Here is a 14,050-nt window from a genome sequence, read left to right as displayed (position 1 = left end):
GCCACGACGGTCAGCGCGCGTTACCTCCCCTACCGGCCTGCCCGTAGCCGCGGGCAGCAGGCTCGTGTCTCAGCCAGGGAGCACGCAGTCGGCATTGGGGAAGGTGGTGACACCTCTGGCGGCCCGTGCGCGGGACCTGGAACGCCAGATGACGATGAGACAGCAACCCAACCAGAGCACACTCATGACCGAGACGGGGGCGCTGGACCATGTTTGACGACGAACGAGAGATCAACGAACTCGGTATCAGCGAGCTTGTCGTGAGCGTTCCCTACATGCTCGGGTTCTTCCCACAGGACGTGGTGATCGTGATCCCGTGCCGCGAGTCCTATCCGCTGCATCTCAACCTGGCTGTCCGCATGGATCTCAGCGACTTGCTCAGCGCAGCGGTGCGGCCCGAGCAACTGCTGTCGGCAGTCACCGGCCGTGGGTGGGACCTGGTGGTGCTGCTGGTCGTTGGCGGCGGATGCCGTCCGGACCGCGACGGTCTGCCGCATCGTTCGCTGGTGGCACGATTCTCCGAGCTGCTGGTACAGCGTGGCATCGCGGTCGCGTGTTCGCTGTGGGTACCCGAGATCCGGGAGGGCATCGAGTGGATCCGATACTGCGACATCCCGGTGGCAACGGGGCGGCTGGGCGATCCTCGTGTGTGCCAGATGGCGGCGCTGGCCGTGACTGAGGGGAGAGTGACCTACGACCGCGTCCAGGACTTCCTGGATGCGTTCAAGCCGGACGACGAGGTAGCGCTTGACCGCCGCCTCGCACTCCTGGCACACCTCGACATGCCCCGCCAGGCCAGCACTGACCCAAGCACCGAGGCGTTCTACGCCAGCATGGACCTGGTCGACAACGCGGTGCAGGCCGCAGGGCAGGGAACCTTGCCCAACGACGACCCGGACATCGTAGGACTGGCCACCGCGCTGGCCGATCCCTTGGTGTGGACCACCAGCGTCCGCTTCGCCTACACCAAGGACTGGCTCGCAGCCGTACAGCTATGGCTGCACCTGACCCGGTCCCTGCCGGATCGGCACCGTGTCGAATCCGCGGCACTGCTCGCGATCACAGCGGGCTTGAACGGCGAGACCGAACTGGCCAGACTCGCTGCCAGGCACGCGACCGAAGCCGACTCTGACCGCGAAATCGTCACCTGCTTCGTCGACCCCCTGCAGTACGGGGTGTTTCCGTCCTGGATGAGTGGCGTCCTGCGATATTTGGCAAAGAAGGCCATCAAACATGTCCTCGAGTCAGTCGGCGAACTGACGGACTGATCGAGAAACATCGGGGTGTTGCCGAACCAGTCGGCAACACCCCGTCTCCGTTCTGAAAGGGGAGGGTGGAGCGCGCCGGGGGGCGTGGCGCGCCCCACCCTCTAGGGTGGCCAGATCCGTTGTCTCAGGGGAACGGATCTGGCAGGGCCACCGGTGTGGGCAACCGCCCGGACGGGATCGTGCGACTGTGCGGCGCGCAAGTAGTCGCACACATCCACATCCGGAGGCAGCGGTAGGCGTTGCGGCACGACCCGGAACGGCCGCAGACGCTCGCGCCAGAGCTGCGCACCCAGGTCACCGGCGCCGTCGCCGTCGTGGGCGAGCACGACGCGCCGGCCGGTGAGCAGACGAAGCCACATGTTGGCGATCGCCTGCGCCCCTGGCACCCCGATCGTGGTCCAGCCGCGGCTGGCCAACGCCAGCCAGTCGGTCGAACCCTCAGCTACCAGTACCATCTCGTCCAGCCCGGCCTGCCCCAGCTGATCCAAGCCGAGTGGCCACGGGCGGATCCCGCTCAACGACCGCCAACGCCCTTCCTTGGCGACCCCGTGGCGAGTCGACCTGCCTTGCAACCAGACGGTGTGGCCGTCTCGCCGGGCAGGGAAGAGCAGCCGATGACAGCGCAGGGTGAACAGGCCTCGGGCATCTACCAGCCCGGCATCCACCGCTGCTCCTTTCGGGAGCGTCTCCATCAGTGCCTGGACGCGACCGAGCGCGGCGTTGGAAAGCCACCGCACACCCAGCCGGTGCGCGGCCGCGGGGTCGATGCCGCGCGAGGTGAGGTAGGTCGCACCAGCAGTGCCAGGCAATGACGGGCAGCAGGCCAGCACCTCGTCGTAGAGCGGCACGAAGTCCAGCCCGTTACGCATGGGCCGCCGTAGCTTGACGGACTCGACCACGCCGACATAGGCGCCGCCCCGCTGCGCCTCGAAGAACAAGGCATCCCAGGCGGTCCGGAAGTCACAACCGCGTACCTGCTGCCACACCGCGAAGGCATCACCGTGAAAGCCGCACGCGAAGCAGTGCACGCTATCGGGATAGACCACGCATGACGGCCGGCTGTCCCCTCGACGATGCGCCTGCCAGTTCAGACATCGTATTGCCCGTCCAAGGGTCGGGATTCCCAGATGTGTCAACACGACTGGCAGCGGCATTGCTGCTCGGAGCGCCTGACGCTCCCACGACGTCCAACGCTCGGCCTCGGCAATCAGCAAGGACCGCGCCTGGGCGAAGGACAGTCCAGTTTCGCGAAGGTAGTCCACGACATCACCGCCACGGCCGCAGCCATCGCATCGCCAGTGCCGTCCCCAACCCGCAGACAACCCCTGGGGGCATCCTGGGCATCGGGCGTGCATGGGCGGCGAGAACCGCCCGCTGTGGTGAGCCGCCGGAGCGATGGTCAGGCGATAGAGCGCGTGCTTCAGTTCCGAGTCGGTCATGCCCGTCGCCTCCTCTCTTCGGACGTAGGCGGGGCCATAGGTAACGCGGTTGCGGCCTGCTGGTCGGCCGATGCGAGATCTGTCGCTGAAACCAACTACGTTGTTGTCCCTCGTGAGTCGGGTCCGGCGCAGCGGTCCTCGGGCACTGTGCCCGTACGCCTGTGGAGCGAATCGTGGCGAGCTGCGGCGCGATCTGCTGCTGGAGGTAACGCGGCCACCGCGATCTGGTCGCGTCGCGGTCGTGCGTGGTTCCGATGTCTACACAGGACTGGTGCCGCTGGTGATCACGGCAATCTGGCTCTGGGGACGGGGCGGCAGCCGAGATCAACTACTATAGTTACTTCAGTGTGGAGTGAATTTATGCGGTTCGCCGATGTAACTCAGTCGACATCAGCACTCATCCCGGCTTTGTCGAAGAGCGCCTAAACAGAACGCCCACTCCGGTTGTTGATCTTCAGTGATGTCGCCTGGGTCCGTGTCGTCCGAGGTCAGCCATCGTGATCCGGAAGGTCGGCGCGAACCGTGGTGAAGGGCCGACGAGGCCGTCCAGGGCCACGAAGAGCTGGCCCCTGCCGACTGTTGTAGGTATGGCCACAAACTCCGACCTGGTCGTCACGGGACCGCTCGTGCTCGCCGCCCCACTCGTTGTCTCCTTGCGCAGCGTCGTGCTGGGGAAAGCGGAGCATGAGCCTGGCTTTGGGGCACGGCATCACGGCGGTACAGGAGCAGTCATGAATCAAGGGCACCAGCCATGACCGCGGAGCCGGGTCAGGAACCCCGTGGCCAACATGGGCACGGGAACACGGCATCGTGTTGGTTGCCGGTGCCCACACTCGACGAGCTATACCGGTACTGCGCCACACGGTCGTCGTCACCGACCACCGTGCATCCGGAATGGGGCGGCCTCTGGACACAGATCAACCTCGCCTGGACGCAGAGCCGGCGAGATGCGGCTGCCGGTGCCAGTCAAGCTGAGGCTGAGTTGCGGCTCACCGACGCTCAGCTAACGCTTCTGCACACACTGCAAGGAGTGCTGCCCGATCTGCGCGGGATCCGGATCGTGGACAGCTGATCAGAGCGGGCGCAGATCCGCCGGTCCTCCGGCGGCGCGGTGACACCGCTAGGGAGCTGTTCGGAAGCCGGTGCCCCGACTCTGGTGTCCGTGTCCAGCCAATCGAACGAGATCCAGATGGGCTTGGCCCGTCGAGGCGGTCACGGGGTACCAGGGGGCCGGTAGGTGCGGTTTGCCTCGGCGATGCGCAGGGCGTGGTAGCGGACGCTGACGTTGACCGTGCGCGCGTCGGGTGGGAGGACGGCGGCCTGCCGGTTCACCCGTTCCCGGGTGGTGTCGCGGAAGTCCTCGCGCACCAGGCCGAGTAGTTCGTTGGTGGTGTGGGCGGCGCCGAGCACCCGTAGCCCGCCCGAGCGGTCCTGTAGCCCGTTGATCTCCCTGGCGGGTCCGGTGATCGGGTCGAGTGCGAACTCGCCGAGCAGGTCGCGGGCGGCCCCGGGATAGTCGATGGCCTTGCCGATGGAGTACACGATCTTGTCGAAGACCTCGGTGCTGTTGTCCGGATAGGTGACCTGCAGGCGGTTGTCAGCGGTGTAGGCGATATCGGTCGGCAGCTGGTTGGACCGGCGGGTGCGCGGCCAGACCTCGGGGGAGTACGCGCCGAGTCCGGGGATGGTGTTTCGCCGGTAGTAGCCCGCGGCGAAACTGAGGTCGGTGGCCAGTTCGGCCCGGCGCGCGGGCTGGGTCGCGGGGGAGTGGTACTCGGCGCACCAGGAGCGCGGGTCCACGGTGGGCAGTCCGCGCGGGTATTCCGCGCACTCCGCCGCGACCGCGCGGCCGCGGGCGGTCCAGCTGATCGGCTGGCGGCTGGCGCGGGCGATCTGCTCCACGTCCCAGGCCCCGGCGGAGGCGGCGCCGACCACCAGTACCCGGTCGTCGGGGCCGTAGTCGCGGCTGAACCGGGAGGCGTTGAAGTACACCACCGCGCTGCCCTTGATCCGCTGGTTGGTGGGACGCCCACTGGTGTCGACCAGGAACGGCGGTGTGCGCACGATCACCGCTCCCCGCTGGTCCACCTCCACCCCGAGCAGCCAGCTCACCGACGAGGGCAGCGGGCCCGCGGTGACCTGGGCACCCGCGGCGTTGTGGACCTCGGCGGTGGTCGCGCTGGTGAACCGGACGCGGTGGCCGGTGGCCGGATCGGTGAACTCACGACCGGCCAGCTGCCGGGGTTCGGCCTGTGGCAGCCGTTGCGGTCCCAGCCCGGTCGCGAGGTCCAGCGCGGCGGCGTACACCTGGCGCTGGGAGCCCAGGACGACGCGGTAGCGGGCACCACCCGGCCAGCTGTTGCCGTCCGCGGCCGCGGCGCGCTCCTCGATCCTGGCCACCGTGGCGTGCACGGTGGGCATCGCGGCCCAGGCCCTGGCCACCCCGACCGCGCGGCCGAAGTCGTCGCTGCGCTGGAAGTCGGTGACGTCCCTGGCGAAGTCCCGTGGCTGGAACGGCGCACCGGGTAGTTGCAGGTCCATCGCGGACTGGCTGAGGTAGGTCTCGTCCAGGTTGTTGACCGTGCCGCTGTCGGGCGCCAGGGCCATGATCTGCGGCAGCTGCCCCGGCGCGTGGGCGGGCGCGTTGAGGGTGAGGTAGTCCTCGGTGGCCGCCCAGCCGGAGCCCACGATCAGCAGCGGGAAGACCGGCAGCTGGGCGGTGTCGTTGAACTTCCCGGTCAGTTCCGCATCGGACTGTCGCCGCTGGGCGATCAGAGCTTCGGCGCCGCGGCGCAGCAGGTCCCGGTTCCGCTCGCGCAGCAGGTGCACCCAGTCGAACCAGGCGCTGTCCACCGGGGGACGTTGCCGGTAGCCGTCCAGGAAGCCGCCCAGTTCGGGGAAGTGCTGCTTGATCGAGTCCAGTCTGATCCGCACCGCGTCAGCGCCCGCCCGCGGCGTGTTGTCCGGGATCTGCCAAGGGTTCCGGTACCAGCGGTCGTCGTAGAGACCGAGGGCGATCATCTCGCCGACCGCGTGGGCCTGGAGTTCGGGGTCGGGCCTGGCCCACAACTCGTGCCAGTAGGCCCGCAGCAGCATGAGCCTGCCGATGTCCTGCGGGCTGAGCGGCATCCGCCCCGGCGCCGTTCCGGCGTGTCCTTCGGTGGTGAGGATGCCTTCGGTGAGCCCGTTGGCGAGGTCCGGCCGCCGGTTGGCGGCGCGGTCGGAGCGGATCTGGTCCACCTCGTACGCCCTGGCGATCAGCGCCGCGCGGATGTGCCGGGCACTGGCCCGGTTGGACACGCGGACCACGACCAGATCCGGGCCGTGGAACCGGTAGGTCGCCACCGGCGCGAACGGCAGCGGGTCCTCGGCCGGCTGGGGCTGGAAGATCATCCGGAACCGTCCGAAGACCAGCTCTCGCCCGGCCACCGACCAGCTGGAAGGCCGCGGCCCTCGGCGCAGGTAGTCGTCGATGGCCGCCCAGACCCGGTCGGGGTCCGGAGTGGCGAGCTTGCCCCCGAAGTCGATACCGGCCGCGGCAGGTTCCTCGAACGCGGCAGGCCCGGCCGACGCGCCACCCACGCTGATACCGCCCAGCAGCACCGCGGTGATCGTCCCGACCGCCACCACCCGGCGCGCGAATCCGGCAGCCCTGCCCATGGCGGTTCCCTCCCCGTAACGGAACAAGCCAGATCAACGTATGGCGCAGGACCGGGGCGGGCGCCGCGCTGACCGGACAATCGCTCAATGCAGTGAACGCCGCTGTCCTGCGGTGACGGTTGGGGTTGTGCAGATCCAGTCGCCGGTCCTGCGGCGGACTCCGGCCGTGCGCGCGTCCTCGCCCGGCTGGCCGTCCCGATCGCAGCCTCGGTACTCGTTGGCCCCAAGGCTCGGTTCGAGCGCGGAGCACAGCGCGAGCGGCCGGTGACGAGCATCGGGCTGGGGCGAATGAGGCGGATCTGGCCAACCTGCGACGGCTGGCCGCCGAGCACGGCGTGGCGCCCTCCACTGGGTCCGCGGTTACGAGCGTGACATCGCGGCGGCGCTGAAGATGATCTACAGGTGCCCACTTGACGGCCGCGGTTTGTTCGGGTGATCGGATCATTCACGGTGTATCGCGGGGCGCCAATGCGCGGTGTCGGAGGGCGGCATACGCCGCTGCCGTGCCAGCAGGGGTGAGGGCGTGCGGGTCGCCGAGGCGCCGTTGCTCGGTGAGACGCAGGAGGTCGAGGCGGCGGGCCAGTTCGCCGAGTAACCAGCCGATCTGGTCGGGCTCGATCGGGCCGCCTGTGCTCTGGCTGCGCCAACCCTCGCCGGCCAGAGCATCGGCGACCTGCCGGTTGCGCTGGTCGTAGCCGTGCCGGTTGCCGGTGAGCGTCAGCAGCAGGGCGATCTCGGCGGCAGCGGCTTCGGCCGGAGGTTTCGGCAGCAACGTGGGCATGACCGCCTGCCATAGCGCGGGAGTGCCGTCAGTCAGCAGCCGGCGCCCGGCAGGTGTCAGGAGGAGGCGACGTCCGCGGCGGCGCACCGCACCGATCTCCACCGCGAGCGTGCGCAGGGTCCAGGCTTCGGGCAGGTCGGACTCGGAGCGAGGTTGTTTACCGAAGGTCAGCCAGTCGAACCGACGGGCCCCCTCGCCGACCACGGCACGGGCAAGGGTGCCGGTCGCGGTCAACGGAACGCCCTCGGCGGCGGCGAGTTCCAGCAGCCAGCGCACTGGGGCCAGGTGGTGGTCGGCGTCGGCGGGCACCTCGATGGGGGTGATTAGCCGGTTGGTGATCTTGCTCGTGAGCGTGGCGCGCACCGTGGAGCGGGAATCGGCCCAGCGGCCGAGCCGTTCGGTCTGGATGCGGTCCAGCCACGCCCCACCCGCGAAATCCACCGGGTCGGCGGTGAGGAACTCGGCGGTGATCCGCTGCGCCGTGCTCCGCCACCCTCGGGCACCGGGTGTGAACTCCCCCGCAGTGAGGGCGAGTTCCAGCCGCTCGGTCACCGCCCAATAGGCCGCCGCCTCCTCAGTGCCCAGCATCGTGCCCCACACCAGCAGGCCGGGAATCTCCGGCGGTTGCACGCCGCTGGCCGCCAACGCCCGCTGATAGGCGGCCAGGCCCGCCGACTCGCCCTGCTGGTCGTAGGTGTCCAGGATCGTGGCTGTCAGAGGTGCGGCACAGATCGTGGCATAGCGGGGCAGGCCGACCTGCTCGAACACCTGGCCCAGTGCGGCGGCGACCCTCCGTTTCTCCTCGGCTTCGCTCATCCACTTGACGGGCAACCGGTACCAGAGGAAATCGGCCACGCCGTGCAGGCTGAGTACCTCCAAGCCCTGTCCCCAGGTCAGCGATTCCAGCGCGGCCCGCGCATCCTCGGCCGCGGTGGGGTCGGTGGCGGCGAGTTCGGCCAGCGCGGCGTCGATTGCCGTGTCCCCGGTGGGGCCATCCGCGTCCATGGCTCAGCCCCGCGCGGTGATGGGACGGGCGCAGCAGGCCTTGTACTTGCGGCCGGAACCGCACCAGCAGGACTGGTTACGTTCCGGCGGCCACGCGATCAGGTCCGGGTCGCCGCGGCGAGCCAGATCGGCGGCGTAGGCGGAGCGGGCTGACGCACTGGCCGGATCCTCACCACGCTCATTCGCCCATGCCACCAGTGCGGTGATCTGGATCGGGGCGATCCAGATGTTGGTCAGGCCGCTGCGAGCCGCCTCTTCGAGTTTGGCCTGCATCATCCGGCAGTAGGCAGCGTGGTCGTGCCCGGTCGGCAGGCCCCACAGATCGACCAGCTCCGGCCACTGCCGCAGTGCCTGCTCGTACTCCCCGGCCGGGAACCACGACCACGCGACCGCCACCGGTGCCCCGGAGCCGACGATGGGCGCACGCGATTCTGGCCCCGTCTCACGCATCTCGGGCCGCCCAGCGGCCCGGTCCCAGAACGCCACACCGGCCACCGTAGCCGCCCCGGGATAGGCGCCCGGCGCGGGTCCTGGGCACTACGTTGAATGTGGGCAAGGCGAGCCAGACACAGGTGGCACCGCGCTGCTGGCTACCGCACAGGGTCTGGGTGCAGGCTGCTGCTCGATGTGGTCGGGATTGTTCTCGCTGATCCATCGGGCGAAGGAGAACAACATCGTCTCAACACTGCTGATCATGTAGTCGCGTAGCGCATCCAGGTCGGTGTGGGTGTTGCCGAGCACGGAGTCGGCGCGCAGGAGTCGCCATTACCGCTGTACTTCGGTCCCAACGCCGATGCGGCGCAGCGCTCACGTCCAGCGAACGATTCCGTCCTCGGCCCCGCCTACCGCGAAGGCAACTCGTGTCTGGCTGTGTCACCACCACCTGTGAACGTGAGGTCCATGCCTTGTCGCCGTGCCTGTTGAGGCCCACGAGTCCCTCGTCTCGGCCAACCCGACCGCAGTAGCCGGCACAGACACTCACAGCCGGGGGATCGGCCCAGTGTCATCGAACGGAGCGAGCCGAATCGGCGACTTCCGGAGAATCACCAACACCGTACGGATGTCGCCGGCCTGGAACTCCGAGACCGGTCCGCCGTTCTCGGTCGCGGAAGTGATGCCCAGAAGCCATTCTTGTTGGCCACCAACAGGATCTGCGTGCAGACGTATCCGGGCGTGTCGGCGAAAGACCGCCAGAGCAGCGGCCAATCGCTTATGATCCAGCACCATCCTGCGGTTGAGCGGTGCCGACATGACCACCGGGAACTCCCCGGAGTAGATCTCCGCGGCGGCGGTCTCCGTAGTGGATTCGTCGGTGAGGTGCACCAGCAGCATCTGTTGTCCGCCGCGGTCGTAGAAGTCGAGCACAGCGCGCGGATGCCGCAGGGCACCGGTGGATTCGTGACAGACCTGGCTGATCAGCCCGTCTTCGCCGTCGACCTCGACGCTAACCGTCGTGTTGCTGGCCAGGCAGTGCCGCAGATGGTGGATCTTGAGGGGTACGCCCTCGTCAATATCCTCGGCCAACGGCAGGACGAACTCGTAGGGATCAGCCCGCAGGAGCAAACACTGTCGTTCGACTGTGTTGGACAGCATCGTGCGGATCTCCATGACACCCGAGACCTTATCGATCACTTTCCCGATGCGCGCGACAGCACGTCCCAGCAGGACACCGAGGCACTCGCTGACTTGCTCGGTCGCAACAGGTGCCACGGTCAGCGGGAAGTCCACAGCGGTCGCTTCGCCATCGCTGATCCATGCCTCCAGCCGGACCTGGGTATCCTCCAGCGTTAGCCAGACTGTGCGCGGCCGGTCACCGATAAACGTATCGTGCTGGCGTACCTGCCCGGCGAGACTGGTGACCAGATCTGGTGTCAACGGGGTGGAGAACACCGCGTCGCGGGGTGCCGGTGTGATTGACCGCAAGGCGTTGTCCTCGGTCACCGCCATCGCCGACGCCTGCCGGACACGGATCGTCTGGCCGCCCGCGGCACGAAAGATTACCTGCACGCGGCCTCTGGTCGGGTCGGCGGTTACCTCCAGCTCCGCGGCAGCCGCCGGTCGTTTGGTCAGCAGGTCAGCCAGTGGGAGCGTGGCGATCCACACCTGCCCCGGCGTATCCACATCTGCGGCGACCGCAACATGGGCCAGGAGATAGGGCTCGTTCTCCGCGGCTCGCAGGATGAATCGGCCGTCGGCGGCTGACACACAGACAAAGCCGCCGCGTGCCGGACAGGCCGGATCCTGCACCGTTCGTCCCGCCATTGTTTCCACGTCCCCAATGCAACTGGCCACCAGACTGGCCTGCACCGAGGTCAACGTCACCTTCATCGCCTCTCCTTGACGGTCTAGCCGTCCGCGCCGATCCGCTGCCAGGCCACCGACGGCGGCCTGGCGCCGTCGGTGGACACGGACAGATGGAGGAATGGATCTCGAGAAATGGAGTTCTCAGTAGGAGTGCCTTCACTGTCCAGTTGTGTGCCGGGTGAGTGATGAACGACCTCACCGAGGCAAGCAGGTAGGTAACACCGAATGGGCAGTGTGGCTGCCGCCAACCGGCCTTCCGCCGCGTTACCTCTGCACGAGTTGCAGCTCCCGGGAAGTTCGGCGCCCGCCGCCGACGGGGGAGCGGACCGGGACGGTTCGGAATGGACAGTCCTGAACCGACGATCCCCGTCACAGTCGAGGAAGGGAACATCCAGCATGGCCACGTCTGCTTCGCGCTCGCGGCGCTACCTCACGCGATCGCGGGTCTCGTTGCCTCCCCTTGGTCACTGGATCGAGGAGGCCGCCTGCGCACCCTGGCGACGTCCGCGTGATCTGGAACCGGGGGACTGGCAGCCGGACGAGGTCGGGTCCCGGACCCGTCGGGCTCGCGAGGTCTGCCGCGGCTGCCCGGTGCGGCCTAGCTGTCTGCGCCACGCCGAACTGAGCGGCGAACCAGCGGGGATCTGGGGCGGCCTCGATCCCGAACAACGTCAGCGGCACCACCGCCGCGTTACCTAGCCGCCGCCGGCTTCCGCCGTTCCGGATCAGCGAGGGAGTGCGCATGCCTACCACGAGCCCAACCCGCCAGCTCGCCCGGTCACCCCGGCGAGCACTGCTCATCGACCTCGACACCCTCTCCCGCGACAGAGGGCACCACCTCGACACCGCGCAACTCCGCCAACGCCTGGAGACCGTGCTGGCCTGTGCTGGCGAAATCGACCACATCCTGGCCGCTGCAGCTCCACACACCGTGGCGCGATACCTGGCCGAGTTGGTCTCCCTCCGCCTGCCGGTGGCCACAGCCGTGGCGAGACACCGTACGGCGCCCCGGGTGCTGTTCGAGCGGGCGGAGCACTTGATCAGCGTCGGCTACACCGAGATCGTGCTGGCTGCCGGCCACCGCAGTCTCGGTGTCCTGTGCAGACACCCCAAGGTGGCCACCATCGTCTGCGCGCCCGCCAAGTCGCTGTCTCACCATCTGAGGTCCTGCGCCACACAGGTCATCACCTTGTGCTGACCGCCCAGCAACGGCAACCCGACCACACCGGGCTGAGCGCGTTACCTAACCCCGCTCGCTACATGGAGGACAGAACATGCGCGGCGATATCGTGATCACCGTGGCTGGCGACGCCACCGCCGACCACCAACCCCGTGCCCCGTATGACTGGCACACCAGCCCGCAACGTCACCAGCTCCGAGCCGCGCCGCCGACGCGGCGCCGGCCCACCATCCTGATCCGCCTGCGTTGCACGCTGTTGCGAGCCCAGACTGAGGACTTCTGCGTAGCCTTCCCCGCAGACCGCCGGGGTCCGTGCCTGATCTGCCGCGGTGCCATCACTGCCAGGGACCTCCTGCACGCCGATCGCGTCGCCCACATCGACGGGCAGCACGGACGCCGGGACGGCCTCTGCTTCCTATGTGCAGTAACCCTGTTCGGCACGGCTGCGGGGTGACGTTCCGATGGGCTTTCGACCGGTGACCGTGTGGATGGTCCAGTGCGATGGGGAACTGCCGCATGGGCTGTGTCGCGAGCGGTATCACTGCTACGACGAGCAGGGACAGCGAATCCGTGTGCTGCTGGATGATCCTCACCTGTCCGTCACGGAGATTCGGTGCCTCAACGCAGCGGGGTGGATGCACCTGCCCGACGGTCGGTTCCTATGCCCCGGACATGTCGCCGCAGCCGAGTACATCATGCGCACAGCCATCGACGGACTGCCGTTGGAGGACGAATCGTCGTGAGCTGAGCACGGCAGAACCGCAACCAGGCTTCACACTCGCGCTCCAGCGGACCTGTGCTCGGTGCCGCCCGTCCCACCCTGTTGGGGAACGACAGCAGACGAGCCGTGGTTGCGGAACTGGAGGCACTGGCCCCGAACGGTGAATGCCAACCGAGCGGGGCCAGTGCCACGGTGAGCAACGTCCTGGAAGACCGTGCCCGCGCTGAACTGACACCCCACCACGATCCTGGCACAGACGTGTACCAGCACACGAACCCTCCGCACCCGCCAGCCGTGGGTAGGTAGCAGCCACACCGCCAGCAACGGGCCGGCCCGAGAACGCCAACGTTGTCCACAAGATCCAATCAACTGGAACAACATGGTGATGGTTCTGGTCAACTGCCCGGCCACTGCGCCCGAACCGCGTTACCTCTCCAGCCGGTCCGCTGACAGCACCGAATCGGACCCAGGTCTCAACCAGGTAGACCGCGACCGGCATCCCGGAAGGTGGTGACACCTCTGGCGCCCCACCGGCCACGAACCGGGAGCGATCCCGCCGGTGGGACCTGGTGCGCCAGGACAAGATGCGACAACGACATGACACAAACGGCAACGGCGTGAAGGTGGCTCAACAGCATGCTTGACCAAGAGCACACCCTAGGCGACGACGCCCTGACCGAACTCATCGTCAGCGTTCCCTACGTACTGAGGTTCTTCCCACAGGACTCGTTGATCCTGCTGCCCGTCCCCTCGACGAAGCCAGGCTGTTTCGGGGCGATCCGAGTGAACCTCACCGACCCGGTCGGTGGGGTACTTCCGTTTTATGGGCTCGGCTCCAGTCTGACCTGCCAAGGCTGGGACCGGGTTGTCGTCCTCGTGGTCGGAGGCGAAAGCCCCGTGGCGGTGGACGTGCCGCCCTACCAGCGACTTGTCGATCAGATCGAAACCACGCTGCACCACAACAACGTGAAGGTCGAATCCTCGGCCTGGGTGCCCGAAATCCGACAGGGTGCCCGGTGGATGCGATACACCGAACAGCAGGCGAACACGGGAACACTGAGCGATCCGCATTCCTGCGACGCAGCGGCGCAAGCTGCTTCAGCTAGGGAGGTGACCTACGGCAGTCTCCAGGACCTGGTGAACTCAGTGACATCGGAAGACGCCGACGTGCTTGTGCGCCGTCGCTGGCAACTGTCGCTCCTGGAGTGTCACGGCGCTGCGGCACCCTACGAGAGTGTCACGAGCCTGGCCCGGAAGGTGCGGCGTATCGATGAGGCGGTGCTGGCCGCGGACAAGGGCACACTTCCCCATGACGACAGGCAGATCGTGCTTCTCGGGCGGGCGCTGAGCCACGCGCTCGTGTGGGAAAGTTGTCTCGGCTACAACTTCACCGACCATGCGCATGCTGCCCACCGGCTGTGGTGGCACTTGACCCGTTGCCTGCCTGACCGGCATGCGGTGGAGCCGGCGGCGTTGCTGTCCTTGTCCTCGTCCATGATGGGGCATACCGAACTGGCCAAGGTCGCTGCGCGCACCGCGGCAGCCGCCGATCCGGGCCGCCACAACATGGCCGAGTTCGCCAAGCTCAATCTGTACGGAGTCCTGCCGCCCGTGGCGATCGATTTCCTAGCCGCCACGGCGGCCACCGCTTGTCAGCAGATCAACAACATCCTCGGCATTACGTCGGGCTGA

9 protein-coding genes are annotated in these 14,050 nt (G+C 67.8%); 4 read left to right on the top strand and 5 right to left on the bottom strand.

Annotated elements, in window-relative coordinates:
* Positions 1–209: 209 nt before the first annotated feature.
* Positions 210–1,268, top strand: a complete 1,059-nt coding sequence (locus MZC64_RS24250; RefSeq protein WP_247759569.1) for a DUF4192 domain-containing protein — start codon at positions 210–212, stop codon at positions 1,266–1,268.
* Positions 1,269–1,369: 101 nt separating this feature from the next.
* Here MZC64_RS24250 and MZC64_RS24245 read toward each other — a convergent pair whose 3' ends face one another.
* The 5 genes from MZC64_RS24245 to MZC64_RS24225 form a co-directional block, all read right to left on the bottom strand.
* On the bottom strand, positions 1,370–2,530 hold the full coding sequence (locus tag MZC64_RS24245) for a hypothetical protein (protein WP_247759570.1): 1,161 nt from the start codon (positions 2,528–2,530) through the stop codon (positions 1,370–1,372).
* Positions 2,531–3,919: 1,389 nt separating this feature from the next.
* A complete protein-coding gene (locus MZC64_RS24240) occupies positions 3,920–6,367 on the bottom strand; it encodes a hypothetical protein (protein WP_247759571.1) in 2,448 nt (815 codons plus the stop codon).
* Positions 6,368–6,812: 445 nt separating this feature from the next.
* Positions 6,813–8,153, bottom strand: coding sequence for a hypothetical protein (locus MZC64_RS24235; RefSeq protein WP_247759572.1), 1,341 nt, complete (start codon positions 8,151–8,153; stop codon positions 6,813–6,815).
* Positions 8,154–8,156: 3 nt separating this feature from the next.
* Positions 8,157–8,639: an SEC-C domain-containing protein gene (locus tag MZC64_RS48795; protein WP_247759573.1), complete on the bottom strand. Its 483-nt coding sequence runs from the start codon at positions 8,637–8,639 to the stop codon at positions 8,157–8,159.
* A gap of 492 nt (positions 8,640–9,131) precedes the next feature.
* On the bottom strand, positions 9,132–10,481 hold the full coding sequence (locus MZC64_RS24225) for a hypothetical protein (protein WP_247759574.1): 1,350 nt from the start codon (positions 10,479–10,481) through the stop codon (positions 9,132–9,134).
* 201 nt (positions 10,482–10,682) lie between these two features.
* Here MZC64_RS24225 and MZC64_RS48790 point away from each other — a divergent pair, with 201 nt between their 5' ends.
* From MZC64_RS48790 to MZC64_RS24210, 3 genes are all read left to right on the top strand, one after another.
* Positions 10,683–11,156, top strand: a complete 474-nt coding sequence (locus tag MZC64_RS48790) for a WhiB family transcriptional regulator (protein ID WP_308301063.1) — start codon at positions 10,683–10,685, stop codon at positions 11,154–11,156.
* Positions 11,157–11,199: 43 nt separating this feature from the next.
* Positions 11,200–11,655 carry a hypothetical protein gene (locus MZC64_RS24215; protein WP_247759576.1) on the top strand — a complete coding sequence of 152 codons (456 nt, stop codon included), beginning with the start codon at positions 11,200–11,202 and terminating at the stop codon, positions 11,653–11,655.
* Positions 11,656–12,994: 1,339 nt separating this feature from the next.
* Positions 12,995–14,050 carry a DUF4192 domain-containing protein gene (locus tag MZC64_RS24210; RefSeq protein ID WP_247759577.1) on the top strand — a complete coding sequence of 352 codons (1,056 nt, stop codon included), beginning with the start codon at positions 12,995–12,997 and terminating at the stop codon, positions 14,048–14,050.

Origin of the sequence: Crossiella sp. S99.2 (assembly GCF_023094165.1) — a bacterium.
GTDB lineage: Bacteria > Actinomycetota > Actinomycetes > Mycobacteriales > Pseudonocardiaceae > Crossiella.
This window is presented reverse-complemented; position numbering and strand designations above follow the sequence as displayed.